The following is a 24,904-nucleotide window of genomic DNA, read 5'->3' on the forward strand; positions in this document are numbered from 1 at the left end:
TCCGGCGGCAGGCGTGACCCGATGGTCAAGGCGCAGCAGGCAGGGAGCCCACAGGACAAGACGGACGGACCCCCGACGCTGACGGCGCTGGCGGATTTGGCGCGGCTGGTGGTCCGATCAGGCGCGCCGCACCTGAGATTGCGGCTGATCTCGGCCATCCTGCTGACGCTGGCGGGCAAGGGACTGGGCGTCATGGCGCCGCTGGTGCTGGGCGCGGCGGTCAACCGTCTGGCGGCGGGGCAGGGTGCGGCGACCGCCGTCGGCCTGGGCTTTGCGGCCTTCGCCATCGGCTGGACCGTCGTGCGGTTCCTGTCGGCGGCCTCACCTCTTATCTCCGACGTCGTATTCGCGCCGGTGCGCGCCGCCGCCCAGCGCGCGACGGCGGCCGAGGCCTTCGCTCATGCGCTGAGCCTGTCGCTGGATTTCCACCAGACCAAACGCTCAGGCGCCCTGTCGCGGACGATGGACCGGGGATCGCGCGCGGTCGATTTCCTGCTGCGCATCCTCGCCTTCAACCTGGTTCCGACGGGGGTGGAGCTGGTGCTGGCGGCCGGGGTGCTGGGGGCCAAATACGATTGGCGTTTCGCCGCCGTCGCGGTGGTCGTGGTCGTCATCTACACCGCCGCCACCTTCGCCATGTCCAACTGGCGGCTGGAGCATCGCCGGATCATGAATGCGGCCGATTCCGAGGCCGCCGGCGTCTCGGTCGACGCCCTGCTGAACTATGAGACGGTGAAGTCGTTCGGGGCCGAGACGCGCGCGGCCCAGACCTATGACCGGGCGCTGGGCGACTATGCCGAGGCGTCGCTGAAGGCCAACAGTTCGCTGAACATGCTGAACGGGATGCAGGCCCTGGTGATGAACCTGGGGCTGGGCGTCATGGCGGTGATGGCTGGGTTCGAGGCGGCGGCCGGAAGGATGGGGCCGGGCGACGTGACAGCGGCGGTGCTGATCATGATCTCGCTATATGCGCCGCTGAACATTCTGGGCTTCGCCTATCGAGAAATCCGTCAGTCCTTCATCGACATGGAGGAGATGCTGAAGGTGACGCGACAGACGCCGCAGGTCGCCGATTCGCCGAACGCCTTCGCCCTGCCGCGGCCGGTCGATGCGCGCGGCGCGTCGGTCGCGTTCGAGGCCGTCGGCTTCCGCCACGACGCCCGGGCCAATGGGCTAGAGGACGTCAGCTTCTACGCCGCGCCGGGCACCACGACGGCGCTGGTCGGGCCCTCGGGCGCTGGCAAGTCCACCATTGTCAAACTGGCGCTGCGTCTGCTCGATCCGCAGGAAGGGCGCGTGCTGATCGACGGCCATGACGCACGTGAGGTGACCCAGGCCTCGCTGCGATCAGCGGTGGCGCTGGTGCCTCAGGATGTGGCGCTGTTCAACGACACCCTGGCCGCCAACATCGCCTTCGCCCGGCCCGAGGCGGATGAGGCGGAGGTGTGGGCGGCTGCGGAGGCGGCGGAACTGGCCGACTTCATTCGCGGCTTGCCGGACGGCATGCAGACCAAGGTCGGCGAGCGGGGCCTCAAGCTGTCGGGCGGCGAACGTCAGCGGGTGGGCATCGCCCGCGCCCTGCTGGCCGATCCGTGCATCCTGATCCTGGACGAGGCGACCAGCGCGCTGGACAGCCGAACCGAGGCGGCGATTCAGAAGACGCTGCGCAAGGCCAGGAACGGTCGCACGACCCTGGTGGTCGCACACCGGCTGTCGACCGTGGCGGACGCGGACCAGATTCTGGTGCTGAAGGCCGGGCGGATCGTCGAACGCGGCGGTCACCACGAACTGGTGGCCCGACAAGGCGGGGAGTATGCGGCGCTGTGGCGCAAACAGACGCGCGGCGGCAAGACGCCTCAGATGGCCGACTGATCGGCGGCCGGGAGCTTCTTGCGTAGAACCTCATGCAGGTTCGTCAGGATGGCGGTCCGCGCGGCCTGCTCTTCCGGCGGGAGCGCCAGCAACAGCTTCATCGCCTGGGCATGGACCGTGGCGATGCGCCAGTCGAACCCGCCCTGGCGCGGCGCGGCGTCCAGCAGGTCGCATAGGCCCTTGGCCGCCGTGCACAGGTCGTCCATCTCGAACGGGCTGGCCGCATCGATGATCTGGCTTGAGGCGGAATAGGCCAGATCCAGCCGCATGGGCTCGATCAGGTTCGGATCGGGCTTGGCCAGCAGGGCCGCGATATTGTCGCCGATGATGGCGCGGGCCTGATCCTGAAGTCCGTCCAGATTGGCGCGGGCCTGGGCCAGGGCGACCCCGACGCTGACACCGCCGGGGCGATCCAGCATCTCTGCCAGGCGAGACTTGCGCTGAGTGTGGGTGATGACGGTCATAGGGCCAGACTCTCCATCCCCTTCGCCTTGCGAATCATGTCGGCGCGGCGTTCCACGCCTTCATAGCCGGTGTGTCGGAACCGGCGATCCGGGCCCAGATAGTCGCCGACCTCCAGGAAGGGCCGGCTGTCGCGCGCCACCCACAGGATGCGCTCCAGCAGAAGCGCCGGGCTGAAGGGCTTGGTGACGACGAAGTTGGCGCCGCAGTCCCGCGCCTCGGCGACGCGCCCGCGACGAATGTGGCTGGCGGTCATGATGACGGGGGTGAAGGCGTTGGGATTGGGGCCGGAGCGGCGCAGCCAGCGCACCAGTTCGAACCCGTCGATGTCGGGCATGTCGGTGTCGACGACCAGCAGATCGACGGGTTTGTCGGTCAGCAGCTTCTTGGCTTCCATACCCGTGCCGCACGCATAGGTCGGGCGGATGCCGAAACCGGTCAGGGCGTTGGACGTCAGCGTCAGCGAAAACGGCGAATCGTCGACGATCATCGTGATCGCGCCAGCCAGATTGAAGACGGCGCTTTCACGCAGGGACTCGCCGCCGCTCATGGCGCAAAGGCCCCAGTCTGTCGCGCCGCTGAACTCATGGCCGGTCGCAAACCTCGATGCCCTTGAACGAAGCGCCGAGCTTGGCAGACGAGGGTGGATGCTGCGTTAACGCTGGTCGCCGGAGCGACCGGGCGTCAGAGGGCGCCGATGGCGTAGAAGCGATCCGCGCGACGCTTCTTGATCTGCTGGGGCGTCAGGCCGTCGAAGCCCTTCAGTTCTTCGGCCAGAACGTCGCCGACATTGGCCATGGCGGCGTCGCGATCGGTGTGGGCGCCGCCGACAGGCTCTTGGATCAGGCGGTCCACGATCTTCAGCTGCATCAGGTCAGGGCCGGTGATCTTCATCGCCATAGCAGCATCCTTGGCCCGCGCGCCGTCGCGCCACAGGATGCCGGCTGCGCCCTCGGGCGAGATCACCGAATAGATCGAGTGTTCCAGCATCAGCACGCGGCTGGCCGCTGCGATGGCGATGGCGCCGCCCGAACCGCCTTCGCCCGTGATGGTGGCGATGGAGGGCACGCCCAGGGTCAGGCAGCGCTCGGTCGAGCGCGCGATGGCCTCGGCCTGGCCGCGCTCCTCGGCGCCCAGGCCCGGATAGGCGCCGGCGGTGTCGATGAAGCTGAGCACGGGCAGGCCGAACTGCTCGGCCATGTCCATCAGGCGCACTGCCTTGCGATAGCCCTCAGGCCGGGCCATGCCGAAGTTGTGGGTGATGCGGGTCGCGGTGTCGTGACCCTTTTCGTGGCCCATGATGACGACTGGACGACCGCGGAACCGGGCCAGGCCGCCCAGGATGGCCTGATCGTCGCCGAACTGACGGTCGCCGTGCAGTTCGTTCCAGTCGGTGAACAGGCTTTGGACGTAATCGATGAAGTGCGGCCGCTGCGGATGGCGCGCGACCTGGGTCTTCATCCAGGGGTCGAGGCCGGCGTAAGTCTTCTTGCGCAGCTGCTCGGCCTTTTTGCGCAGGCCCTCGATCTCATGGTCGATGTCGCCCGAGGTGTCGGCCAGCAGCGAAAGCTCCTCGATCTTGGCTTCCAGATCGGCGATCGGCTTTTCGAAGTCGAGATAGTGCGTGGCCATCAAGGCGTCCGGGAACTGCAAACGGGCGAAAGCGCCCTTGGGGAAGGCGCGCGAACCTAGAGAGGTCAACGCCGCCGGGCAAGCGGGGGTTCAGAACGCTTTGGGCAAACCGGCCTGTTTGAGGACGGTGTTGGCGGTGTGGCGGCTCTTCGAGCGCGGCACGATGACGGCGTGCGGCTGGTTCGGGTGTCGCCATTTTTCGTGACTGCCCTTGGCGTTGACGACACGACGCCAGCCGGCGGCGGAGAGGAGGGCGGTCAGTTCGGGGTAGAAGTCCTTGGGCATTTTGTGTCTGCGACCTCAGTGGCTAGGTCTTATCAGACCACCATTTGGCCTACAGCGCGGGGCGGTTCGAATAGCCAAGTATCTATGCCGCGATGACGTCAAACCCGCCCACTGCTTCAAAGCGAACGGGAACTTCGCCGTGGATTCCGAGATTTTCCGCCAGAAGCTCAGGCGCGAAATGGCGCGCGAGGTTCTCGAACTCTCCGAGCGTCGCCGTTTCCAGCACCAGCCCAACAATGTTCGACTCGCTGCACCAGACCCCTGCCTCGGGATCCCAGATCGCCTTGACGTAGAACTCTTCAGCCATAGCCGGAATATGCGCTGTCAGTCGTCGCGCGCCAAGGGGTGGTTTTGTTGGACGACCTGGGCCAGGCGATCGGTGGCGACGTGGGTGTAGATCTGGGTCGTGGCGATATCGACATGGCCCAGCAGGGTCTGGACGACGCGCAGGTCCGCGCCGCCTTCCAGCAGGTGGGTGGCGAAGGCGTGGCGCAGGACGTGGGGGCTGACGCGGGCGGAGTCGATGCCGGCCGTGATGGCGGCCTCGTCCAACAGTTGGGCGAAACGGCGCGGGGTCAGATGGCCAGTGCGGCCGGAGGAGGGAAACAGCCAGGGACTGTCGGGCGCCTCGGGCTTTCGCCCATCCTTGCCCTTGAGCTTGGCGTCGCGGGCGGTCAGCCAGGCCTTGATGGCCTCGCGCGCGGCGGTGTTCAGGGGCGCGAGCCGTTCCTTGCCACCCTTGCCGCGCACGATCAGATAGGCGGGGTCGCGGCGGATGGCCTCGACCTTGAGCCCCAGCAGTTCCGACACCCGCAGGCCGGAGGCGTAGGCCATCTCGACCAGGGCGACCAGGCGCAGACCCGCCGCCGCGTCACGGGCGGCCGAGGCGGCCAGCAGGGCGTCGATCTCGGCGCGGCTCAACACCTTGGGCAGGGACCGGCCCTGTTTGGGGGCGTCGAGGCGGCGCGAAGGGTCGTCGGTGCGCCACCCCTCGGCCAGGGCGAAGCGATAGAACTGACGCGCGGACGAGCGGCGACGGGCGGCGGTGGCCGCCGACAGGCCGCGCCGCGACAGGTCGGCGAACCAGGCCTCGACCGCTTCGGCGTCGGCCTTCATCAATCCGCCGGTATCCGACAATGCCATCTCCGCGTCCGCCAGATCGCGGCCATAGGCGGACAGCGTATGGGGCGAGGCGTCGCGTTCGACAGCCATCATTTCCAGAAAGGCCTCGATCTGGGGCGTCATGCGGTGATCCACAGCCTGAACGACTGGCGCAAGGTCAGGCTTGGTGTAGAGGTTTTCTGGATCATGCCTGCCCGCGCCGCCGCCTTCGCCTTCCTCTCGACCGACCGTTCCGCCGGAGCCGCCGGATGAGGCGGCGCGCGAATCCGGGTCCGACCCGCACCATAGCCCTGGTCGGCCTGATGGGGGTGGGCAAATCGTCGGTCGGGCGTCGGCTGGCCAATCGGCTGCGACTGCCGTTTGCGGACGGGGATGTGGAGATCGAGGCGGCGGCCGGGATGACGGTGTCGGAAATCTTCGCCGCCCTGGGCGAGGCCGAGTTCCGGGCAGGCGAGGCGCGGGTGATCCGCCGCCTGCTGGAGGGGCCGCCCATCGTCCTGGCGACCGGCGGCGGGGCGATGATGAACCCGGAGACGCGGGCGCTGTTGAAGGCCAAGGCCGACACGGTTTGGTTGAGGGCGGATCTGACGGTCATCGCGGAGCGGGTGGCGCGCCGCGACACGCGGCCCCTGCTGCGGGGCAAAGATCCGCTGGAGGTGCTGACGGGCCTGGCCGAGGCGCGCTATCCCATTTACGGCGAGGCCGATGTGACCGTGGACGTCGGGCAGGGCTCGCACGGCCAGGCGGTGGACGCCATTCACAAGAACCTGCGCCGACACTGGCGCCAGAGACGACGCACGGAGACTCCGCAATGACGATCATTCCGGTCAGCGGCGGGGCCTTTGCCGCCTATGACGTGGTGGTGAGACGCGGGCTGCTGGCGCAGGCCGGCGCACACATCGCACCGTTGGCAAAGGGGCGGACGGTCATCATCACCGACGAGACGGTGGCGGCGATCCACGCCCAGACCCTGACCGCGTCGCTGACGGCGGCGGGCGTGACCAGCGAGATCGTGGCGGTGCCGGCAGGCGAGGGCTCCAAGTCCTTCGCCGAGCTGGAACGCGTGCTGGACCGGCTGCTGGAGATCGGTCTGGATCGCAAGGACGTGGTCATCGCCCTGGGTGGTGGTGTCGTCGGCGATCTGGCCGGCCTGGCGGCGGCCCTGTTCATGCGCGGCATCGACTTCGTGCAGATTCCGACGACCCTGCTGGCCCAAGTCGATTCGTCCGTCGGCGGCAAGACAGCCATCGACACGCCGCGCGGCAAGAACCTGGTCGGCGCCTTTCATCAGCCGCGTCTGGTGCTGGCGGACATCGACGTGCTGGCGACGCTGCCGGAACGCCAGGTGAGGTCCGGCTGGGCCGAGGTGCTGAAGCACGGGCTGATCTGCGACGCGTCGTTCTTCGACTGGCTGGCGGGCGAGGGGGCTGCGGGCGCCAAGGGCGACCCGGCGGCGCTGGAACGGGCGGTGATCCGCTCGGTCGAGATCAAGAGTGCGGTGGTCGGCGAGGACGAGAAGGAGGCGGGGCGGCGCGCCCTGCTGAACCTGGGTCACACCTTCGGCCATGCGATCGAGACCGAGGTCGGCTTCGACGAAGGGGCGCTGGCGCACGGCGAGGCGGTCGCCTTGGGCTGCTGCATGGCCTTCCGCTATTCGGCGCGCGAAGGACTGTGTTCGGCCGCCAATGTCGAACGGGTCGAGGCGGTGGTTGCGGCGGCTGGGCTGCCGACGCGGCTGGATCAGGCGGGATCGTTCGCGGCCGATCGTCTGCTGGCCCTGATGGCGGGCGACAAGAAGGCCGAGGGCGGGGCGCTGACCCTGATCCTGGCGCGCGGCATCGGCCAGGCCTTCGTCGCCAAGGGCGTGGATGCGGCCAAGGTGCGGGCCTTCCTGATCGAGGAGGGCGCGACCGCATGATGCGGATCGGCGCGGAGCCGCTGGAGGATCGTTTCGTGCGGCTGGAGCCGTTCGAGGACGGGCTGAAGGCCGAGGTGCAGGCGGCGCTGGACTGCGACGCGGCCGCCTGGAACATCATGGTCGCCCCGGCCTATGGCGCGCATTTCGAGGGCTGGTGGGACAGCGCCCTGGCGGCGATGCAGGCCGGTACACGGATCGCCTATGCGGTGCGGCGACTGTCCGATGGGGCGGTGGTCGGGACGACCAGCCTGTATGAGATCAACCCCGCCTATCGCCGCTGCGAGATCGGCTCGACCTTCTATCGACCCGAGGCGCGGGGCGGCGCGATCAACCCGGCCTGCAAGCGGCTGTTGCTGGGGCATGCCTTCGACGCGGGCGCGGTGCGGGTCGAGATCATCACCGACGCCGTCAAGGTTCAGAGCCAGGCCGCCATCCTGAAACTAGGCGCCAAGGCCGAGGGCGTCCTGCGCAAGCACAAGATCACCTGGACCGGCCGGGCGCGCGACACCGCCATGTTCGCCGTCATCGACGACGACTGGCCCTCGGTGCGCGACGGGCTGGATCGGCGACTGGCGGCGTTGGTCTAGGCCCGCATCTCCTCGATCAGACCCGCGATCAGGTCGGCGGCGGGCATGGCGCGCGCTAGCGGGGCGCCTTGACCCGCCCATTGGGCGCCGAAGCCGGTCTCGCCAGCGGCCTTTGCGGCGGCGTTCAGGGCCTTGCCCGCATCATAGGCGACCGGGTAGTCCGGGATGACCGCCGTCGTCTGCTCGCCCCACTCGGTGAAACGATTGCGCAGACAGCGGGCAGGGCGGCCCGAGACGGCACAGGTCATGGTGGTGTGGTGCGCGGCGTCGCTGCTCAAGGCGGCGCGATAGCCCGCGTCGGCCGCGCTTTCTGGACAGGCGATGAAGGCGGTGCCGAGCTGAGCCGCGACGGCGCCGAGGTCGAGGGCGGCGCGGACGCCTCGCCCATCCATGATGCCACCGGCAGCGATGACTAGAAGGCCGGCGCGCATCACCAGAAGACGCGTTAGGGCCAGCGTCCCCAGGCGGCTGTCGTCGGCGTCGGGATCGAACATGCCGTGATGACCGCCGGCTTCCCAGCCCTGGGCCACGACAGCGTCCATGCCGGCTGCTTTGCAAGCCAGGGCTTCGTCGAGGTTGGTGGCGGTGGCGAGCAGCAGGCAGCCGGCGGCCTTCAGGGCGCGGATGCGGGCGACGTCGGGCAGACCGAAGTGGAAGCTGACCACGGCGGGGGCGTCTGCGACCAGTCGGGCAAGCATGGCGTCGTCGTCGGCGAAGCTCTGGTAGATCGTGTTCAGCGCGACGGGCGGGACAGCGCCGAAAGCCTCGAACTGCGGGGTCAGAGCTTGAAGCCAGGCGGTTTCGACAGCGGCGTCCCGGCGTGGCGTGGCATGGACGAAAAGATTGACGTTGAAGGGGCGGTCGGTCAGCGCCCGCGTCTCGGCGATCATCCTGCCCGCGCCGTCCGTGTCCGTCGCGCCGACGGCGATGGAGCCGAGAGCGCCAGCGTTGCAAATGGCGGCGGCCATTCGGGGCGTCGAGACGCCGGCCATCGGCGCCTGGATGATCGGAGCGGTCAGGCCGAGCTGTTCGATCAGGGACATGAGGTTGACGTATGCAGCCGCGCCGCCTCTCGCAACGCGATCAGTCGACCGCGCGGCATTCCGTCGGCTGGCGACCCTCGACAGACCAGGTGGCCAAAACGCCCTTGCCGCGCAGTTCGACGTTGGAAGCGCGGTACCAGATGCCGTCGGCGGCGCGCTCCTGATACAGATCGATGGCCTCGCCGGACGAATTGCGGATTGTGGCCATCTGGCGCGGGTTGTCGAAATCGACCGACAGGCGCTCGCCGTTGTCGCACAGATAGACGGTGTGGACGACGCGGTTCAGGGTGCGGTCCTGGATTTCGGCGCCGGTGCGCTGGCGGGCGGTCTGAGCCTGGATGGCGCGTTCCTTGACCTCGTCGCCGGTGCGCGGAGCCTTGTCGGGATCGGCGCCGCAGGCGGTGAGGAGGGCCAGGGCGGCTAAGCCGCTGAAGACGATCGACTGCGGCAGATCCGGTTTGAACAAGGTCTTTTCCCTCCACGGCCCCGCCCAACGGCGCAGCTTTTCGCGGCGTTCTAACGTGCGCCGCCTGTCGCCGTTCCCCGTCGCAGACGGAAGAACGACTTGAGCAGGCTGGACGCCTCGTTCGCCAGAAGGCCTGAGTCCGTGCTGGGACGCCAGTGGCAGGTCGGCTGTTCGAACAGACGGGGGCCGTGGATGACGGCGCCGCCCTTGGGATCGTCGGCGGCCCAAACGACCCGGCCGATGCGGGCATGGCTGATGGCGCCGGCGCACATGGCGCAAGGCTCCAGCGTCACATAGAGGGTCAGGCGGGTCAGGCGGTAGTTGTCCAGCGCCGTCGCCGCGCGCCGCATGGCGACGATCTCGGCATGGGCGGTGGGGTCGCGGGCCGCAATCGGACCATTGGCGCCGGTCGAAATTACCTCACCTGAGGCAGGATCGACAAGAATTGCGCCCACGGGCACCTCTCCTGCGTCCGCCGCCGCTTGCGCTTGGTCCAGCGCCATGCGCATGAACCGCTCATCATGGTCCGCCATACAGACGACAACGACAAGAAGCCCCGCGCCCGTCAAGACGAACGGTCGCCCCGGCCCTTTAAATCCTCCGGTCCCCGCAAGAGCGGCGACGGGACGAGATCATTCGGCGACAAGCCGCGCGGCCCTCGCGAAGACGGCGCCATGCGGTTCGGCGACAAGGCCGACCGCCCCCGCAGCGACAAGCCCCGCAGCGACCGGCCCCGCACCGACAAGCCGCGCAGCGACGGGGGCGGCAAGGACGGCAAGTCCAAGACGCCGGACACGCCCCTGCGCGCCGAGCGAATCGCCAAGACCATGGCCCGCGCCGGCATCGCCTCGCGCCGCGAGGTCGAACGGCTGATCGGCCTGGGCAAGGTCGCGGTCAACGGCCGCATCCTGGACACGCCCGCGACCCTGGTGACGCGCGACGACGTGATCACCGTGGACGGCAAGCCCATCGGTTCGACCCAGGCGACGCGGGTCTGGCGCTATCACAAGCCGGCGGGCCTGTTGACCAGCCATAGCGATCCGACGGGACGACCGACGGTGTTCGACGCCCTGCCGGCCGGTTTGCCGCGCGTGATTTCGGTCGGACGGCTGGACCTGGCGACCGAAGGGTTGCTGCTGCTGACCAATGACGGCGAGCTGAGCCGGGCGCTGGAGTTGCCTTCGACCTCGCTGGTGCGTCAGTACCGGGCGCGGGCGCGGGGCAAGATCACCCAGGAGCAGCTGGACGCGCTGAAGGACGGCGTGGTCGTGGACGGCGTGTCCTATGGTCCCATCGAGGCCAAGCTCGACAAGGCCAAGGAGTCCAAATCCGAAGACGGCAAGGCGCCGGCGAACCTGTGGATCTCGGTATCGATCACCGAGGGCAAGAACCGCGAAGTCAGGAAGGTGCTGGAGTCCGTCGGCCTGACGGTTAACCGGCTGATCCGCCTGGCCTACGGCCCGTTCCGCCTCGACGTCCTGCCCATCGGCTCGGTGGAAGAGGTCGGGCCGCGCGTGATCCGCGAGCTGCTGGCCGACTATATCCGGCCCGAGAACCTGCCGACCGGCAATACGGTCGAGACGCCCGCGCCCATCCCCGGCCGTCGGGTCTCCACGCCCATCGTCAAGGGCCGGTCGGGTTCGGCCATGTCGGACCCGTCGCGCAAGCCCAGCCGCGTTCGCGCCGCCGAGACGGCCCAGGCGGACGCGGTCGAGCGCCGCGAGCGTCCGCCCAAGAAGGAAGGCTGGGCCAAGGCCGCGCCCAAGTTCGAGCATTCCAAGAGCTTCAAGCCGCGCGAACGCACCGCGCCCGCCGGTGATCGTCCGGCGCGTGAGGATGGAGATCGGCCAAAACGCGCCTTCAAGCCGCGCGACGACCAGTTCATCGACGACCGGCGCGGCAAGCCCGGCGCCAAGCCGGCGGGACGCGCCGGCTCCGGCCCCCGCGCAGGCGGTCCCGGCGGAAAGCCGGCCGGCGGCCGCGACTTCAAACCTCGCACAGGCGGCGGCAAACCGGCCGGTCCGTCCGGAACGAGCGGACGCGGGCCAGGCGGCAAGCCGCGCACGCCCCGCTGAGGCTCGCCGCCGAGGACTGAGCGATGACGATCTCGACCGGGCGGTGCCTGTGCGGCGCCGTCACCTTCACCGCGACGCCGAACGGCGGGATGCACGCCTGCCACTGCCCGACCTGTCGGCGGCAGTCGGGCGGCATCCTGTTCAGCGTGGACTGCGGCGACAGCGTCGCGGTCACGGGCGAGGTGGCGACCTATGTGTCGTCCGACTGGGCGACGCGGCAGTTCTGTCCCGCCTGCGGGACGGGCCTGTTCTGGCGATCCAACGACGGGGCGATCACCATGGTCTCGGCCCAGGCGTTCGACGATCCGTCGGTCTTCGCCCTTGAGGACGAGTTCTGCATCGAGAGCAAGCCGGCGACCTATGCGCTGGCGGGCGAGCGGCCGCGCCTGACGACGGACGAGCTGTGGGCGCAGTTCGCGCCGCCGCAGGATTGACGACAAGGGTTGCGACAGGGGGAATGGCGATGACGACGACAGCGGACCTGAGCCCGGCGAAGGGCGATCACAGCCTGGAACGGCTGCTGCTGTTCTCGGACGGGGTGTTCGCCATCGCCATCACCCTGTTGGCCATCGAACTGCATGTGCCGGAAGGCTGGGACGGACAGTGGGCCAGCCTGTGGGCCGAGCGGTGGCCGATGTTCAGCGCCTTTGCGCTGAGCTTCGCCATCATCGGCGTCTTCTGGAACACGCACAGGCGAGTGTTCGCCCGCATGAGCGGCTTCAGCAACGGGGTGATGCTGTTCAACATGCTGGCCTTGGCCGGGGTGGTGTTGATGCCGTTCGCCACGACCCTGTTGTACGAGCAGCCTCGCAACGGCGAGGGGGCGTGGATCTATCTGAGCCTGGTGGCGCTGATCGGCGTGATGCATGCCGGCGCCTATGGCTGGGCCGCCTTCGTGACCGATGCGATCCGGCCGCGACCGCATTGGGCGGTGCGCGCCACGGTGGTCGTGACCCATGCCCTGATGCCGGGGCTGGCCTGCGCGCTGAGTTTCTTTCTGATGGCCAGAGGCGTGGGGCTGCTGGCGGCCGTGACGGCGCTGGCGCTGGGTCTGTTGATCGCCGGCCGGGTCTGGGTCGGACGGCGCTTTGGCGGAGCCGCCTGATGCGGATCGTCGCGGGCAGCCTGAAGGGCCGGGCCATTGTCGCGCCGGAGGGGCAGGGCACGCGCCCGACCTCGGACCGCGCGCGCCAGGCCGTGTTCAACGTGCTGGAACACGCCGCCTGGGGCGAGAGCCTGCAGGGCGCGCGGGTCATCGACCTGTATGCCGGGTCGGGCGCCCTGGGGTTCGAGGCGGTCAGCCGGGGCGCGGGCTTCTGCCTGTTCGTCGAGACGAACGACGGGGCGCGCGGCGCGATCCGCGAGAACGCCGACGCCTATGGGCTGATGGGACGCACGCGGGTGCATCGCCGAAGCGCGACGGACCTGGGCGTGCGGCCCGGCCCGATCGCCGAGGCGTTCCACCTGGCCTTTCTGGACCCGCCCTATGGCAAGGGGCTGGGGGAGCAGACGCTGGCGCGGCTGATCGAGGGAAGCTGGCTCAAGCCCGGCGCCCTGGTGGTGTTCGAGCGCGGGTCTGACGAGCCGGAGATCGACACCCCCGGCTATGAGCGGCTGGACGCGCGCGACTATGGCGCAGCCAGGGTGCTGTTCCTGAAGGTTTCGCCGACAGCCGAGTGAGTGGCGACGCTGCCCGTCTCCCAACGGGAGAGGGGAGGGTTACAGTTTGGCGACCAGGCCGCGCGCGGCCGCCGTCACCTCGGCCCAGGTGATTTCGAACCCGTCGTCGTCGCCGAAATAGGGGTCGGCGACGGCCTGACCCTCGCGGCCGGGGACGTGGTCGAGCAGCAGGCTGAGCTCGGCGGTCGCATCGTCGGGCCGCAGACGGCGCAGGTTTTTCAGGTTCTCGTGGTCCAGGGCGATCACATGGGTGAAGCGGCGAAAGTCCGCCTGCGTCACCTGCCGCGCCTTCAACCCCGAAATCTCGACCCCATGCCGCCGCGCCGTCGCCTGCGCCCTCGGGTCCGGCGCCTCGCCCGCATGCCAGTCCCCGGTCCCGGCGGAATCGACGATCAGGTCGAGCCGGAGCCGCTCCGCCTCGGCGCGCAGCGCGGCCTCGGCGAGGGGGGAGCGACAGATGTTGCCGAGGCAGACGAAGAGTATGGAGGGCATGGGTTTGAAAATTGCTTAGAGTTTTAACGAACGTGATAATCGCGCTTTCGGCAGCACTTCCACAGCAGATAGGTAGAGCTCAATTTCGTCCGCAATGTCATCTACAGGCATTCCGATCATTGCGAGATCAAGGATGTGCTTTCTTCGTTTGTCTGAAAGGTGATCCCACCAGTCAATGTTAAAGGCCAAGTTTTCTGCATTCGAAACGGACCATCGTAGTATATTGCTAGGATTTCCAATCAATAAGTCTTCTAGCTCTGAGGACAGAAGGTCCATTAGATCTTGGTCTGTAGATGATATTACGAATCCCGATTTTCCATCAAAATTTACCGAAGAGAACGAAACGCCTTTTAATATTTCTTCTGACCAGTCCTGTATTTTATCTCCAGCAAAGGAAAATTTCGGAGTTGCCGAAAAGGAGCCGACGAAAGGGAGTTGGTTTTCGAATTCAATAAAATAGAATGATATTGATGAGAAATCTTTGGCAATCCAGTATGCATTAAGCTGGTCGCGACTGGCTTCTAATTCCTTTTCGGCCATTGACGCGCCGAAGTTCATGTCGGCGGCCTGCTGCTGTGCGAGAAATTGATCAGACTTTCCACGACCAGAATCAATTATACTGAGTATATGTTCGCCGAACTGCATAGACTTTTTCGCATGCAGCTCGCTGCATACATTTCGATAGTGAAGCAAGAAGCAGTTTTCCCGTGTGATCTCAAATTTGCCATTCTCAATGGGCGAGAAAAACGCATTGTCGTGATGCGCGCAAAATCCGGGAAATACAGAAACTGTTGAAATGCCTTTCTTCTGGGGAATAAGTTTCCCCATATTTTCGACTAATCGATCTCCGGCACCCTTCATGCTGTAAACTTCGCCATTCTTAGCAATAGTTTTCAGAGGACCAGATTTTTGTATCGTGTGCGAATTTATGATCTTTCCAGAACAACCTTCCGGTGAATTTGGATGCAGGCAGCCTATTTTCTTCCGAAACTGCTTAGCCAATATATCAAGAGCTTGTTTTGGATTGGCTTTTTTCTGTTTTTCTCGGTTTTTGTGGCATTCACTATACGGCTGCCCGGATAGACACCAGCATAACTCTTCATCGGTCGGATGAGCACGGGGATGGAGCGTAGGAGGTAATTCCATGGTTTGTCCCAATTAGTCGTGCTGCTCACCGCCGCCCGAACAGCTTCTCCAGATCGTGCAGCTTCAGCTCCACATAGGTGGGGCGGCCGTGGTTGCACTGGCCGGAGTGGGGGGTGGCTTCCATCTGGCGGAGAAGGGCGTTCATCTCCGGCGCCGAGAGGACGCGGCCTGAGCGGACGCTGCCATGGCAGGCCATGGTCCCGCAGATGGCGGCGAGGCGTTCCTTGAGCGACAGGGCCTGGCCGTGTTCGGACAGGTCGTCGGCGATGTCGCGGATCAACCCTTGCACGTCGGTGTCGCCCAGCATGGCCGGGGTCTCGCGCACCAGGACGGCGCCGGCGCCGAAGGCCTCGACGATCAGGCCCATCTCGGCCAGTTCCTGAGCCCGCCCGGCGACGCGCTCGGCCTCGGCAGGGTCTAGATCGACCACCTCGGGCGTCAGCAGGGCCTGGCGGGTCACGGCCCCCTCAGCCATCTGGGCCTTCATCCGCTCATAGACCAGGCGCTCGTGCGCCGCGTGCTGATCGACGATGACCAGGCCGTCGCGGGTCTGGGCGACGATATAGTTGGCGTGGAGCTGACCCCGCGCGGCGCCCAGGGGGTAGTCGAGGGGGTCGGCGGGAGCGGGGTGAGGAGTGAGTCGTGAGTCGTGAGCGGACGGGTCGCGCGCGGTCGGCTGCTGGGGCCATGACGGGCCGTCCCACGACGGTTCGACGCGGGCGCTGCGTTCGTTGAGGCCGGGCAGGATCTGGGCGGCGGCGGCGGGCTGGGACCAGCCGGTCCAGCCGCTGAAGCCTTGCGCCGACGGGGCGCTGGGGCTGTAGGCGGGGCCGGATGCGACGCCGGTGTGGGGCTGGAAGCCGGACAGGGCGTCGGCGGCGACGGTGGTGCTGGCGCGGTGGCCGGCGGCGTGGAGCGCGTGGCGCAGGGCGCCGACGATCAGTCCGCGCACCAGGGCCGGATCGCGGAACCGGACCTCGGCCTTGGCCGGGTGGACGTTGACGTCGACATAGAGCGGATCGATGTCGAGGAAGAGGACGGCGGCCGGGTGCCGGTCGCGCGCCAGGAAGTCGGCGTAGGCGCCGCGCAAGGCCCCCTGCAGCAGACGATCCTTCACCGGGCGGCCGTTGACGAACAGATACTGATGCGCCGCATTGCCGCGCGAATAGGTGGGCAGGCCCGCATAGCCGGACAGGCGCACGCCGTCCCGCTCTTGATCGATCAGCAAAGCGTTGGCCTCGAAGTCGCGACCCAAGAGGGCGGATAGGCGCTTGAGCCGGCCTTCATCGCCCGGATGTTCGGCGGGCAAGCGTAGGGTGACCTTGCCGTCCAGCGACAGGGTGAAGGCGACGGCCTCGTGCGCCATGGCCTGGCGCTTGATCTCTTCGGAGATGGCCATAGCCTCGGACCGTTCGGACTTCATGAACTTGAGCCGGGCGGGGGTGGCGTAGAAGAGGTCGCGCACCTCGACCCGCGCGCCGTGCGAGCCGGGGAAGGGGGCGGGGGCCAGGGGACGCGTCTCGCCGCCCTCGACCGTGATGGCCCAGGCCTCGGTCTCGTCACGGGACCGGGTGGTGATCGACAGCCGGGCGACCGACCCGATCGAGGGCAGGGCCTCGCCCCGGAAGCCCAGGGTGTGGATGCGCAGCAGGTCCACGTCGCCGGCGTCGTCAGGCTCCAGCTTGGACGTGGCGTGGCGTTCGATGGCCAGGGGCAGTTCGGCTTTCGGAATGCCCTTGCCGTCGTCGGCGATCAGGATGCGCGACAGGCCGCCGCCGTCGGCCTGGATCTCGATATTGCGACCGCCGGCGTCCAGGGCGTTCTCGACCAGTTCCTTGATGGCGCTGGCCGGCCGCTCGACCACCTCGCCGGCGGCGATGCGGTTGACGGTTTCGGGGGAAAGGCGGCGGATGGGCATGAGCAGGCGAAGATAGGGCGCGGGGAGGATTCGCGCCATGCACGATCCTTTCCCTCTCCCGTTGGGAGAGGGTGGCCCGAAGGGTCGGGTGAGGGTCGGGCGGTGGGCTAGTTCGCAACACCGCGACCCTCACCCTTTCACGCGAAGGCCGATCGCTGGCGCTCTCGGGCGCTCAAGCCCTCTCCCAACGGGAGAGGGATCAATCCGCCGCCTTGGACTTGGCGGCCTTCTTCGCCGGAGCCTTCTTGGCGGCCGGTTTCTTGGCGGCGGCCTTCTTGGCGGGCGCCTTCTTCTTGGGCGCGGCGCCGGCCTTGGCGGCCAGAAGAGGCAGGGCGTCTTCCAGGGTCAGGTCTTCGGGCGCCGTGCCCTTCGGCAGGGTGGCGTTGATCTTGCCGGACTTGACGTAGGGACCGAAGCGACCGGCCATGACGTGGATCGACTCGCCCGTTTCCGGGTGGGCCCCCAGGTCCTTGAGCGGGGCCGTGGCGGCGCCACGACCGGGACGACCGGCGCGCTTCTCGGCCAGCAGGGCCACGGCGCGGTTCAGGCCGACCTCGAACACCTCGTCGATGTCCGAGACATTGGCGTAGGTCCCGGCGTGCAGGACGAAGGGGCCATAACGGCCCAGGCCCGCCGTGATCATCTTGCCGTCCTCGGGGTGGACCCCGACCTCGCGCGGCAGGGCCAGCAGGCGCAGCGCCTGGTCCAGCGACAGGGAGGCGGGCGACCAGTCCTTGGGCAGGGACGAACGTTTAGGCTTGTCGCCCTCGGGCGGGGTGATTTCGACATAGGGGCCGAAACGGCCGATCTTCAGTTGGACCGGCTGGCCCGTCTCCGGATCGATGCCCAGTTCGCGGTCGCCGCTCTCGGCCGAGCCGTCCTCAGCCGACGGGCTGGCGACGGGGCGGGTGTATTTGCACTCGGGATAGCGGTCGCAGCCGATGAAGGCGCCGAAGCGGCTGGTCTTCAGGCTGAGCTGGCCCTGGTGGCACAGGGGGCACTCGCGCGGATCGGTCCCGTCGCCCTTGTCCGGGAAGATGTGGGCGCCGAGGCTTTCGTTCAGGGCATCTAGGATCGCCGTGGTGCGCAGCTCGCCGGCGGCTTGCGTCGCGGCGTGGAAGTCCTGCCAGAAGTTGCGCAGCAGCACCTTCCAGTCCAGCTGACCGGCCGAAACCTCGTCGAGCTGGGTCTCCAGAGCGGCGGTGAAGTCGTATTCGACCCACTTCTTGAAGAACTGCTCCAGGAAGGCCGTGACCAGCCGTCCCTTATCCTCGGGATAGAAGCGGTTCTTGTCGACGCGGACGTATTCGCGGTCGCGCAGGGTCGATAGGGTCGAGGCGTAGGTCGAGGGGCGACCGATTCCCAGTTCTTCCAGCTTCTTGACCAGGGTGGCTTCCGAATAGCGCGGAGGCGGTTCGGTGAAATGCTGGTCGGTGCGGATGGCGTCGACCTTGGCCTTGGCGCCTTCCTTGAGCGCGGGCAGGCGGCTGGTGTCGTCGCTCTCGTCGTCTTCGGCGCCCTTCTGCTTTTCGTCGCGGCCTTCCTCATAGACGGCGAGGAAGCCGTCGAAGGTCACGACCTGGCCGGTCGCGCGCAGACCCGTCTGGCCGTCGGTGGTCTCGATGTCGACGGTGGTGCGGTCCATCCGGGCCGCCTCCATCTGCGAGGCGACCATCCGCTTCCAGATCAGTTCATACAGGCGCTGAAGATCGGACTCGAGGCGCAGACTGTCGGGATGGCGCGCGATGTTGGTCGGCCGGATCGCTTCGTGCGCTTCCTGAGCATTCTTGGCCTTGGTCTTGTAATAGCGCGGTTCTTGCGGGACGAAGGCCGGACCGAACGCCTGGCTGATGACCTCGCGCGCCTGGGCTATGCCCTCGGGCGTGGTCTGGACGCCGTCGGTCCGCATATAGGTGATCAGGCCGCCGGTCTCGTCGACCCCCTCATACAGTTTCTGCGCCGCCTGCATGGTGCGCTGGGCCGAGAAGCCCAGCTTGCGCGCCGCCTCCTGTTGCAGGGTCGAGGTGGTGAAGGGCGGGGCCGGATTGCGACGGACGGGCTTCTTCTCCACCGCATTGATGGTGAAGTCGCCGGCGGCGATGGCCGCGCGGGCGGCGGAAGCCGTGGCCTCGTCCTTGATGTCCAGACGCTGGATGCGCTTGCCGGCGTGCTTGACCAAGCGAGCGGTGAAGGGCGGGCTGTCGGCGTTCAGGTCGGCCTCGATGGACCAATATTCCTGAGCCTTGAACTTCTCGATCTCCATCTCGCGATCGACGACGATGCGCAGCGCCACGGATTGGACGCGGCCGGCCGAGCGCGCGCCCGGCAGCTTGCGCCACAGGACCGGCGAGAGGGTGAAACCGACGAGGTAGTCCAGCGCGCGGCGAGCCAGATAGGCCTCGACCAGCTCCATGTCGATCTGACGCGGATTGGCCATGGCCTCGAGCACGGCGGACTTGGTGATGGCGTTGAAGGTGACGCGTTCGACGTGGGTGTCCTTCAACGCCTTCTTCTTGTTCAGCACCTCCAGCACGTGCCAGCTGATGGCTTCCCCTTCGCGGTCGGGGTCGGTCGCCAGGATGACGCGGTCGGCGCGCTTGGCGGCCTCGGCGATTTCGGACAGGCGTTTGGCGCCCTTGGCGTCGGCCTCCCAATGCATGGAGAAGTCGTCGTCAGGCAGGACCGAGCCATCCTTGGACGGCAGATCGCGGACGTGGCCGTACGAGGCCAGGACCTCATAGTCCGAGCCCAGATACTTATTGATGGTCTTGGCCTTTGCGGGGCTCTCGACGATGACGAGGTTCATAACGGTCCGGTCTCGGGAAGGGGCGCGAACGTGGTTGGAGCGGAGCCGTGAGTCAATCGCACCTGTCGTCTTACACCCTAGGGTAGTTGCGTTTTAATACGGCCCGGTTAGATTGCAGGCCTGACAACGGAGACGATCATGGCGACGGCGCAACCTCAATCGGCCTGCGAAACGGATCGCCAGGCGCATATCGAAGCGGCGGCCTTTCCGACGCGGGAATATATCGGCGCCATGGCGCTGGAAATGGCGCGGCTGGCACGGGACGAGGGCGACGTGCGGCTGGCCGGCTTGCTTGAACAGGCGGCGAGCGTTGCAGGTCATCCGCAGGCCTAGAGCGAAGCTAGGCCGCCGGACAGTAGATCAGCGCGGCCGGTCAGGCTGAGCTCCAGCAGAGCGGCGGCGACCTGCGACACCGGGGCGTTCAGGGCGCGGGCGATCTCGTCGCGCGGCGTCGGGGTTGGCGACAGCAGGGCGGCGACGCGGTCGAGGAAGGCGTCGTCGATGTCGCCGTCGAATCGCATCGGATCGGCAGGCGGCTCGCGCAGGGTGCGCAGGGTGTTGAAGGCGCGGTCGATGTCCTCGATCCCCTCGCACAGAATGGCGCCCTGGCGCAGCAGTTCATTGGGTCCGCGCGCGCGGGGATCCAGGGGCGATCCGGGCACGGCGAAGACATCGCGACCCTGTTCGGCGGCGAGACGGGCGGTGATCAGCGAGCCGGACCGGACCTCGGCCTCCACCACTACGACGCCGCGCGACAGGCCCGAGATGATGCGGTTGCGGCGCGGGAAATCGCGCGCCTGGGCGCGGGCGCCGACCGGGCTTTCGGAGACGACGCAGCCTTGTTCCGTCAGGCGGGCGTAGAGGTCGGCGTGTTCGGACGGATAGATGTCGTTCACTCCACCGCCAAGGACCGCAACGGTCCCGGTCGCTAGGGCGCCTTCATGGGCGGCGGCGTCGATGCCGCGCGCCATGCCTGAGACGACGACATGACCGGCCTGACCGAGTTGCTGCGCCAGACCGCGTGCGATCCGCTGACCGCCCGCCGAGGCGATGCGGGCGCCGACGATGGCGACCGAAGGCTGGTTCAGCAGATCGACGCGACCGCGCGTCCACAGGATCGGCGGCGGCGGATCGAGCGCGGCCAGCATCTCGGGATAGTCGGGATCGCCCAGCACCAGCAGGCGGGCGCCGATGGCCTCGCCGGCGGCGATCTCGCGTTCGACCGTCTCTACGGGGGGCGGAACGGAGGCGGAGCCGGATTTGCGCACCAGATCGGGCAGGGCGTCCAGCGCACTGAGGGCCGAGCCGTAGCGGCCGATCAGTTGAGCGAAGGCGACGGGGCCGATGCGGTCGGTGCGGGCGAGCCGAAGCCGGGCGAAGCGTTCGGCCGGGTCCAGGCTCACGCCTTCTTGGCCCCGATGCGCGGTTCCTCGCCCTTCAGCAGCCGGGCGATGTTCTGGTGATGTCGAACCCAGATCAGAACGGCGGCGAAGACGGTCAGGGCGAGGATGGGAAGGCTGACCGGCAGGCCGACGACGGCGAGCGGCAGAAGCGCCAGCAGAGGCGCGGTCGCTGATGAGATGAGCGCCGCCAGCGACGAATAGCGGAACAGGAAGGCGCAGAGCAGCCAGACCGCGCCCGCCATCAGACCCAGCGGCCAGGCGGCGGCCAGCAGCAGGCCGTAGAAGGTGGCGACGCCCTTGCCGCCCTTGAAGCCCAGCCAGACGGGAAACAGGTGGCCCAGGAAGGCCGCGCCGCCGGCGATGGCGCCGGCTAGTTCGCTGCTGAACAGATGACGGGCGATCAGCAGGGCGACCGCGCCCTTGCCGGCGTCCAGCAGCAGGGTGGCCAGGGCCAAATCCTTGCGGCCGGTGCGCAGGACATTGGTCGCGCCGATATTGCCCGAGCCGATGTTGCGCACGTCGCCGGCGCCGGCTGCACGTGTGATCACCACGCCGAAGGGAATCGAGCCGAGCAGATAGCCGCCCAGCGCCACCAGCGCCAAGGTCCCGAGAAACGGGGCCACTAGATCCTGCACGTTGATTCGCTCCCCGCGTGTCGTTGCGGCAAAATGCGTCGCGGGGCGGTCGGGAGCAAGGGCGATCCGACCTCTTGACCCGATGATCGGCGCAGCGTTTGGTCCGCGCGTCTTTCCGGAGCCGATCCATGACCCGTATTTCCGCCGCCGCCGCGACCCTTCTGCTGCTTTCGACGACAGGTTGCGTGGGTGCGCCGCCGATGGCGCCTGCGCCGTCATCGGGGCCGGCGATGGCGGCCTATTTCGACTGCGTGCGGGACGGCGGCGTGGCGATCTCGGCGCACCGGGCGGTTTCGGCGCTGGACCAGCCCGAGAATTCCATCGCCGCCATCGAGGCGACAGGCCGAGCGATCCCCAATGCGATCCTGGAACTGGACGCTGTCCTGACCAAGGACCGGCAATTGGTTCTGATGCACGACGACACCATGGACCGGACGACCACGGGGCGCGGGCGGGTCGCGGACCTGACGCTGGCCCAGGTGAAACAGGCGCGGCTGAAGGCGTCGGACGGCGCCCTGACGCGCGCCGCGCCGCCGACGCTGGGCGAGGCGCTGGACGCCGCCGGACGCGTGGAGGCCATCGCCAGCATCGACCTGAAACCCGCGGACGGCGAGACCACGGTCGATCTGGCGCGAGCGGTGATCGATCAGGTGCGTCAGTCGCGGGCCGGAAACCGGGTGATCCTGATCACCTATAACGACGCCGACGCGCGGGCGGTGGCGGCCATGGCGCCGGAGATGATGATCTCAGCCGGGCTAAGCGGTGTGGAGGATCTGAGCGGGCTGAACCCGGCGCAGATCCTGGCCTGGACCGGCACGCGCGAGGAGCGTCCTGCGCTTTGGCGCGCCCTGCGCGAGGCCGGCGTCGAGGTTCAGTTCGGCACACTGGGCGCCGAGGGCGTGCGCCGTGACGACCGCTACGCCTCCGACGGGGACGTATCGGAATACCGCGATCTGGTGCGCCAAGGCGTCACCGTGATCGCCACCGATACGCCGCTGGCCGTCAAATCGGTGCTAGGCGCCGAGGTGGCCAAGGCCGCGACGTGCGCGCGGCCGCGCTGATCTGTGCCTTAGAAGACCTTGCGACCGCCCACCCAGGTTCCGATCAGCTTGCCCTGAAGCCGGCGGCCGTCGAAGGGTGAGTTCTTGGATTTGGAGTGAAGGGCGTCGGCGTCGATGATGACGGGGGCCCCGGCGTCGAACAGGATGACGTCGGCCGGCGCGCCCTCGGCCAGGACGCCCGCGTCGAGGCCGAGCAGGGCGGCGGGGCCTTGGGTCAAGGGACGCAGGACGTCGAGCAGGTCCAGACCGTCTTCGTGATGCAGGGTCAGGGCGGCGGGCAGCAGGGTCTCCAAGCCGATGGCGCCGGGCGCGGCCTCGGCGAAGGGCCGGCGCTTGTCCTCGGCTGGGGCGGGGGCGTGGGCGGAGGTGATGACGTCGATCAGGCCTTCGCGCACGGCTTCGATCAGGGCCTGGCGGTCGGCCTCCGAGCGCAGCGGCGGGTCCAGCCGGTAGAAGGTGCGGTAATCGCCGATGTCCACCTCGTTGAAGCACAGGTGGTTGATCGAGACGCTGACGGCGACCTCCAGCCCCTTGGCGCGGGCGCGGGCCAGGGTGTCCAGGGCGCCCTCGGTCGAAATCTGATCCACCAGGAACCGCGCGCCGGTCTGTTCGACCAGGGCCAGGTCGCGCTCCAGCCCGATCCGCTCGGCGATGGCGGGGCTGCCGGACAGGCCCAGGCGCGTGGCCAGTTCGCCGGAGGCGGCGACCGCGCCTTCCGTCAGCCAGGGGTCGGCCGGGCGGCACGCGATCAGGGCGTTGAAGGCGGCAGCGTAGCTCATCACCCGTTGCAGGGTCCGGCTGTTGACGATGACCTTGTCGCCGTCGGTGAAATAAAGGGCGCCGGCCTCGTCCATCAGGCCGATCTCGGCCATGCGCTGGCCGTCCAGAGCCTTGGTCGCGGCGCCGGCGGCGCGGACGTTGACGAGGTTCAGGGCCGCGCCGCGCCGCTGGATGAAGTCGATCATGGCCGGGTCGTCGACGGCGGGATCGGTGTCGGGTTGGACCACGATGGTGGTCACGCCCCCAGCGGCGGCGGCCAGGCTGGCGGACTTCAGCGTCTCCTTGGGCTCGGCGCCGGGTTCGCCGGTCTTGACCCGGATGTCGATCAAGCCGGGCGCGAGGCACAGGCCGTCAGCGTCGATGATCTGATCCGCCGCCAGGTCCGGCGTCGGGCCGTGGATCACGCGGCTGATGCGACCGTCCTGGATTAGCAGACCGCCGGGGCCGTCGTAGTCGGACGCGGGGTCCAGCAGACGGGCGTTGATGATGGCAACGGTGGTCATCGGGCGTCTCCCCAACGGGCGGAGAGGGAGGCCAACACGGCCATGCGGGCGGCGACGCCCATCTCGACCTGATCCTGGATCAGCGAGACGTCCAGGTCGTCAGCCACGTCGGAATCGATCTCGACGCCGCGGTTCATGGGCCCGGGGTGCATGACCCGGGCGCAGGGATTGGCCCAGGCAAGCTTCTCGCGATCCAGACCCCAGAAGCGGAAATATTCGCGGGTCGAGGGGACCAGGGCGCCGGCCATCCGCTCCAGCTGAAGCCGCAGCATCATGACCACGTCGCAGCCTTTCAGACCCTCGCGCATGTCATGGAAGACCTCACAGCCCCAGCGGTCGGCGTCGCCAGGCACCAGGGTCGGCGGGCCGATCAGGCGGACGCGCGCCCCCATCATCTGCAACAGGGCGACGTTAGAGCGCGCCACGCGGCTGTGAGTGATGTCGCCACAGATGGCGACGGTCAGGCTGGTCACATCGCCGAATGCGCGGCGCATGGACAGCAGATCCAGCAGAGCCTGGGTCGGGTGTTCGTGGCGGCCGTCACCGGCGTTGACGACGGCGCAGCCGACCTTCTGGCTCAGCAGTTCGGCCGCGCCCGAGGCCGAGTGGCGGATGACTAGGATGTCGGGCTTCATGGCGTTCAGAGTGACCGCCGTGTCGATCAGGGTTTCGCCCTTCTTCACCGACGAAGAGGCGACCGGCATGGTGACGACGTCTGCGCCCAGGCGCTTGGCGGCGATCTCGAAGGAGGAGGAGGTGCGGGTCGAGTTCTCGAAGAACAGGTTCACGACCGTGCGGCCGTGCAGCACGTCCAGGGCCTTGGACGACTGGCGATTAAAGTCCACGAAGGCGTCGCCCAGATCCAGCAACTGCGGCGTCACATACGGATCGAGGTCCGATGCGGCCAGGAAGTGCGGTTTGGGGAACGGAACCAGCCGGTCGCGGATGGTCTGATCGGTGACTTGAGCGGGCTGGGTCATCGAGACGCGGCTATAGGCGTGACTCGCCCTGAACGCCA

The 24,904-nt window shown here is 67.8% G+C and carries 28 protein-coding genes; 11 read left to right on the plus strand and 17 right to left on the minus strand.

Annotated features, from left to right (window positions below; all coding sequences use genetic code 11):
• Positions 1-21: 21 nt before the first annotated feature.
• The gene (locus A4249_RS04135; RefSeq protein WP_066551248.1) at positions 22-1,872 is read left to right on the plus strand and encodes an ABCB family ABC transporter ATP-binding protein/permease; all 1,851 of its coding nucleotides are present in this window, start codon (positions 22-24) and stop codon (positions 1,870-1,872) included.
• Here the strand turns inward: A4249_RS04135 and A4249_RS04140 are convergent.
• The 6 genes from A4249_RS04140 to A4249_RS04165 form a co-directional block, all read right to left on the minus strand.
• Positions 1,857-2,336, minus strand: a complete 480-nt coding sequence (locus A4249_RS04140) for a chemotaxis protein CheE (protein ID WP_066551250.1) — start codon at positions 2,334-2,336, stop codon at positions 1,857-1,859. The genes A4249_RS04135 and A4249_RS04140 overlap by 16 nt on opposite strands.
• Positions 2,333-2,884 (minus strand): response regulator, encoded by a 552-nt coding sequence (locus A4249_RS04145; RefSeq protein WP_039247653.1) that lies wholly within the window; start codon positions 2,882-2,884, stop codon positions 2,333-2,335. Before A4249_RS04145 ends, A4249_RS04140 begins: the two co-directional genes overlap by 4 nt.
• A gap of 134 nt (positions 2,885-3,018) precedes the next feature.
• On the minus strand, positions 3,019-3,966 hold the full coding sequence (locus A4249_RS04150) for an acetyl-CoA carboxylase carboxyltransferase subunit alpha (RefSeq protein WP_066554768.1): 948 nt from the start codon (positions 3,964-3,966) through the stop codon (positions 3,019-3,021).
• A gap of 90 nt (positions 3,967-4,056) precedes the next feature.
• Positions 4,057-4,251 carry a type II toxin-antitoxin system HicA family toxin gene (locus A4249_RS04155; RefSeq protein WP_066551252.1) on the minus strand — a complete coding sequence of 65 codons (195 nt, stop codon included), beginning with the start codon at positions 4,249-4,251 and terminating at the stop codon, positions 4,057-4,059.
• A gap of 82 nt (positions 4,252-4,333) precedes the next feature.
• Positions 4,334-4,558, minus strand: coding sequence for a DUF1902 domain-containing protein (locus tag A4249_RS04160; RefSeq protein ID WP_066551253.1), 225 nt, complete (start codon positions 4,556-4,558; stop codon positions 4,334-4,336).
• Positions 4,559-4,575: 17 nt separating this feature from the next.
• A complete protein-coding gene (locus tag A4249_RS04165) occupies positions 4,576-5,496 on the minus strand; it encodes a site-specific tyrosine recombinase XerD (protein WP_066551254.1) in 921 nt (306 codons plus the stop codon).
• 3 nt (positions 5,497-5,499) lie between these two features.
• Here A4249_RS04165 and A4249_RS17025 point away from each other — a divergent pair, with 3 nt between their 5' ends.
• The 4 genes from A4249_RS17025 to A4249_RS04180 are packed head-to-tail and all read left to right on the plus strand — an operon-like array spanning position 5,500 to position 7,878.
• On the plus strand, positions 5,500-5,625 hold the full coding sequence (locus tag A4249_RS17025; RefSeq protein ID WP_257722454.1) for a hypothetical protein: 126 nt from the start codon (positions 5,500-5,502) through the stop codon (positions 5,623-5,625).
• Complete coding sequence (locus A4249_RS04170) at positions 5,622-6,188, plus strand: shikimate kinase (RefSeq protein WP_066551255.1); 567 nt, start codon at positions 5,622-5,624, stop codon at positions 6,186-6,188. The genes A4249_RS17025 and A4249_RS04170 overlap by 4 nt, the downstream gene beginning before the upstream one ends.
• Positions 6,185-7,291 (plus strand): 3-dehydroquinate synthase, encoded by a 1,107-nt coding sequence (aroB, locus tag A4249_RS04175; RefSeq protein ID WP_066551259.1) that lies wholly within the window; start codon positions 6,185-6,187, stop codon positions 7,289-7,291. The genes A4249_RS04170 and aroB overlap by 4 nt, the downstream gene beginning before the upstream one ends.
• Positions 7,291-7,878: a GNAT family N-acetyltransferase gene (locus A4249_RS04180; RefSeq protein WP_082854222.1), complete on the plus strand. Its 588-nt coding sequence runs from the start codon at positions 7,291-7,293 to the stop codon at positions 7,876-7,878. Before aroB ends, A4249_RS04180 begins: the two co-directional genes overlap by 1 nt.
• Here the strand turns inward: A4249_RS04180 and A4249_RS04185 are convergent.
• Genes A4249_RS04185 through tadA form a run of 3 tightly spaced genes read right to left on the minus strand, consistent with a single transcriptional unit; the run spans position 7,875 to position 9,896 of the window.
• Entirely contained in the window at positions 7,875-8,921 is a 1,047-nt protein-coding gene (locus A4249_RS04185) for an NAD(P)H-dependent flavin oxidoreductase (RefSeq protein ID WP_066551263.1), read from the minus strand. The genes A4249_RS04180 and A4249_RS04185 overlap by 4 nt on opposite strands.
• 40 nt (positions 8,922-8,961) lie before the next feature.
• Complete coding sequence (locus A4249_RS04190) at positions 8,962-9,387, minus strand: MliC family protein (protein WP_082464998.1); 426 nt, start codon at positions 9,385-9,387, stop codon at positions 8,962-8,964.
• A 50-nt stretch (positions 9,388-9,437) separates the two neighbouring features.
• On the minus strand, positions 9,438-9,896 hold the full coding sequence (gene tadA / locus A4249_RS04195; protein WP_066551265.1) for a tRNA adenosine(34) deaminase TadA: 459 nt from the start codon (positions 9,894-9,896) through the stop codon (positions 9,438-9,440).
• Between the two features lie 12 nt (positions 9,897-9,908).
• Between tadA and A4249_RS04200 the strand changes: the two genes are divergently transcribed.
• Genes A4249_RS04200 through rsmD form a run of 4 tightly spaced genes read left to right on the plus strand, consistent with a single transcriptional unit; the run spans position 9,909 to position 13,142 of the window.
• The gene (locus A4249_RS04200) at positions 9,909-11,462 is read left to right on the plus strand and encodes a pseudouridine synthase (RefSeq protein WP_066554770.1); all 1,554 of its coding nucleotides are present in this window, start codon (positions 9,909-9,911) and stop codon (positions 11,460-11,462) included.
• Between the two features lie 23 nt (positions 11,463-11,485).
• Positions 11,486-11,896 carry a GFA family protein gene (locus A4249_RS04205; RefSeq protein WP_066551267.1) on the plus strand — a complete coding sequence of 137 codons (411 nt, stop codon included), beginning with the start codon at positions 11,486-11,488 and terminating at the stop codon, positions 11,894-11,896.
• 29 nt (positions 11,897-11,925) lie between these two features.
• Entirely contained in the window at positions 11,926-12,567 is a 642-nt protein-coding gene (locus A4249_RS04210) for a TMEM175 family protein (RefSeq protein WP_197458453.1), read from the plus strand.
• Positions 12,567-13,142 (plus strand): 16S rRNA (guanine(966)-N(2))-methyltransferase RsmD, encoded by a 576-nt coding sequence (gene rsmD, locus A4249_RS04215; RefSeq protein ID WP_066551271.1) that lies wholly within the window; start codon positions 12,567-12,569, stop codon positions 13,140-13,142. Before A4249_RS04210 ends, rsmD begins: the two co-directional genes overlap by 1 nt.
• A 39-nt stretch (positions 13,143-13,181) precedes the next feature.
• Here the strand turns inward: rsmD and A4249_RS04220 are convergent, their stop codons facing one another.
• The 4 genes from A4249_RS04220 to topA form a co-directional block, all read right to left on the minus strand.
• Positions 13,182-13,634, minus strand: coding sequence for a low molecular weight protein-tyrosine-phosphatase (locus tag A4249_RS04220; RefSeq protein WP_066551273.1), 453 nt, complete (start codon positions 13,632-13,634; stop codon positions 13,182-13,184).
• Between the two features lie 15 nt (positions 13,635-13,649).
• The gene (locus tag A4249_RS16505) at positions 13,650-14,780 is read right to left on the minus strand and encodes an SEC-C metal-binding domain-containing protein (RefSeq protein ID WP_156494627.1); all 1,131 of its coding nucleotides are present in this window, start codon (positions 14,778-14,780) and stop codon (positions 13,650-13,652) included.
• 25 nt (positions 14,781-14,805) lie between these two features.
• Positions 14,806-16,698 carry a DNA mismatch repair endonuclease MutL gene (gene mutL, locus A4249_RS04225; RefSeq protein ID WP_066554772.1) on the minus strand — a complete coding sequence of 631 codons (1,893 nt, stop codon included), beginning with the start codon at positions 16,696-16,698 and terminating at the stop codon, positions 14,806-14,808.
• Between the two features lie 199 nt (positions 16,699-16,897).
• On the minus strand, positions 16,898-19,504 hold the full coding sequence (gene topA, locus A4249_RS04230) for a type I DNA topoisomerase (RefSeq protein ID WP_066551275.1): 2,607 nt from the start codon (positions 19,502-19,504) through the stop codon (positions 16,898-16,900).
• Between the two features lie 138 nt (positions 19,505-19,642).
• Here topA and A4249_RS04235 point away from each other — a divergent pair, with 138 nt between their 5' ends.
• The gene (locus A4249_RS04235; protein ID WP_066551277.1) at positions 19,643-19,837 is read left to right on the plus strand and encodes a hypothetical protein; all 195 of its coding nucleotides are present in this window, start codon (positions 19,643-19,645) and stop codon (positions 19,835-19,837) included.
• Here A4249_RS04235 and dprA read toward each other — a convergent pair.
• Positions 19,834-20,907, minus strand: coding sequence for a DNA-processing protein DprA (gene dprA, locus A4249_RS04240; RefSeq protein WP_066551279.1), 1,074 nt, complete (start codon positions 20,905-20,907; stop codon positions 19,834-19,836). The genes A4249_RS04235 and dprA overlap by 4 nt on opposite strands.
• Positions 20,904-21,542: a glycerol-3-phosphate 1-O-acyltransferase PlsY gene (plsY, locus tag A4249_RS04245; protein WP_066551281.1), complete on the minus strand. Its 639-nt coding sequence runs from the start codon at positions 21,540-21,542 to the stop codon at positions 20,904-20,906. The genes dprA and plsY overlap by 4 nt, the downstream gene beginning before the upstream one ends.
• Positions 21,543-21,670: 128 nt before the next feature.
• Between plsY and A4249_RS04250 the strand changes: the two genes are divergently transcribed.
• Positions 21,671-22,603, plus strand: coding sequence for a glycerophosphodiester phosphodiesterase family protein (locus A4249_RS04250; protein ID WP_066551282.1), 933 nt, complete (start codon positions 21,671-21,673; stop codon positions 22,601-22,603).
• A gap of 8 nt (positions 22,604-22,611) precedes the next feature.
• Here A4249_RS04250 and pyrC read toward each other — a convergent pair whose 3' ends face one another.
• A complete protein-coding gene (gene pyrC, locus A4249_RS04255) occupies positions 22,612-23,886 on the minus strand; it encodes a dihydroorotase (RefSeq protein WP_066551283.1) in 1,275 nt (424 codons plus the stop codon).
• Positions 23,883-24,866 carry an aspartate carbamoyltransferase catalytic subunit gene (locus A4249_RS04260; protein ID WP_066551284.1) on the minus strand — a complete coding sequence of 328 codons (984 nt, stop codon included), beginning with the start codon at positions 24,864-24,866 and terminating at the stop codon, positions 23,883-23,885. The genes pyrC and A4249_RS04260 overlap by 4 nt, the downstream gene beginning before the upstream one ends.
• Between the last annotated feature and the right edge of the window lie 38 nt (positions 24,867-24,904).

The sequence above is a fragment of the Brevundimonas sp. GW460-12-10-14-LB2 genome, from assembly GCF_001636925.1.
GTDB classification, from domain to species: domain Bacteria; phylum Pseudomonadota; class Alphaproteobacteria; order Caulobacterales; family Caulobacteraceae; genus Brevundimonas; species Brevundimonas vesicularis.

What these genes read in the sequence shown, in the direction of transcription:
- A4249_RS04250 (WP_066551282.1), top strand. Translation starts at nt 21,671, where the DNA reads ATGACCCGTATTTCCGCCGCCGCCGCGACCCTTCTGCTGCTTTCGACG.
- pyrC (WP_066551283.1), bottom strand. Translation starts at nt 23,886, where the DNA reads ATGACCACCGTTGCCATCATCAACGCCCGTCTGCTGGACCCCGCGTCC.
- A4249_RS04170 (WP_066551255.1), top strand. Translation starts at nt 5,622, where the DNA reads ATGAGGCGGCGCGCGAATCCGGGTCCGACCCGCACCATAGCCCTGGTC.
- A4249_RS04160 (WP_066551253.1), bottom strand. Translation starts at nt 4,558, where the DNA reads ATGGCTGAAGAGTTCTACGTCAAGGCGATCTGGGATCCCGAGGCAGGG.
- topA (WP_066551275.1), bottom strand. Translation starts at nt 19,504, where the DNA reads ATGAACCTCGTCATCGTCGAGAGCCCCGCAAAGGCCAAGACCATCAAT.
- tadA (WP_066551265.1), bottom strand. Translation starts at nt 9,896, where the DNA reads ATGCGCATGGCGCTGGACCAAGCGCAAGCGGCGGCGGACGCAGGAGAG.
- A4249_RS04185 (WP_066551263.1), bottom strand. Translation starts at nt 8,921, where the DNA reads ATGTCCCTGATCGAACAGCTCGGCCTGACCGCTCCGATCATCCAGGCG.
- A4249_RS04205 (WP_066551267.1), top strand. Translation starts at nt 11,486, where the DNA reads ATGACGATCTCGACCGGGCGGTGCCTGTGCGGCGCCGTCACCTTCACC.
- A4249_RS16505 (WP_156494627.1), bottom strand. Translation starts at nt 14,780, where the DNA reads ATGGAATTACCTCCTACGCTCCATCCCCGTGCTCATCCGACCGATGAA.
- aroB (WP_066551259.1), top strand. Translation starts at nt 6,185, where the DNA reads ATGACGATCATTCCGGTCAGCGGCGGGGCCTTTGCCGCCTATGACGTG.
- mutL (WP_066554772.1), bottom strand. Translation starts at nt 16,698, where the DNA reads ATGCCCATCCGCCGCCTTTCCCCCGAAACCGTCAACCGCATCGCCGCC.
- A4249_RS04145 (WP_039247653.1), bottom strand. Translation starts at nt 2,884, where the DNA reads ATGAGCGGCGGCGAGTCCCTGCGTGAAAGCGCCGTCTTCAATCTGGCT.
- rsmD (WP_066551271.1), top strand. Translation starts at nt 12,567, where the DNA reads ATGCGGATCGTCGCGGGCAGCCTGAAGGGCCGGGCCATTGTCGCGCCG.
- A4249_RS04220 (WP_066551273.1), bottom strand. Translation starts at nt 13,634, where the DNA reads ATGCCCTCCATACTCTTCGTCTGCCTCGGCAACATCTGTCGCTCCCCC.
- A4249_RS04235 (WP_066551277.1), top strand. Translation starts at nt 19,643, where the DNA reads ATGGCGACGGCGCAACCTCAATCGGCCTGCGAAACGGATCGCCAGGCG.
- A4249_RS04150 (WP_066554768.1), bottom strand. Translation starts at nt 3,966, where the DNA reads ATGGCCACGCACTATCTCGACTTCGAAAAGCCGATCGCCGATCTGGAA.
- A4249_RS04210 (WP_197458453.1), top strand. Translation starts at nt 11,926, where the DNA reads ATGACGACGACAGCGGACCTGAGCCCGGCGAAGGGCGATCACAGCCTG.
- A4249_RS04165 (WP_066551254.1), bottom strand. Translation starts at nt 5,496, where the DNA reads ATGACGCCCCAGATCGAGGCCTTTCTGGAAATGATGGCTGTCGAACGC.
- A4249_RS04155 (WP_066551252.1), bottom strand. Translation starts at nt 4,251, where the DNA reads ATGCCCAAGGACTTCTACCCCGAACTGACCGCCCTCCTCTCCGCCGCC.
- A4249_RS04200 (WP_066554770.1), top strand. Translation starts at nt 9,909, where the DNA reads ATGGTCCGCCATACAGACGACAACGACAAGAAGCCCCGCGCCCGTCAA.
- A4249_RS04260 (WP_066551284.1), bottom strand. Translation starts at nt 24,866, where the DNA reads ATGACCCAGCCCGCTCAAGTCACCGATCAGACCATCCGCGACCGGCTG.
- A4249_RS04140 (WP_066551250.1), bottom strand. Translation starts at nt 2,336, where the DNA reads ATGACCGTCATCACCCACACTCAGCGCAAGTCTCGCCTGGCAGAGATG.
- A4249_RS04135 (WP_066551248.1), top strand. Translation starts at nt 22, where the DNA reads ATGGTCAAGGCGCAGCAGGCAGGGAGCCCACAGGACAAGACGGACGGA.
- A4249_RS04180 (WP_082854222.1), top strand. Translation starts at nt 7,291, where the DNA reads ATGCGGATCGGCGCGGAGCCGCTGGAGGATCGTTTCGTGCGGCTGGAG.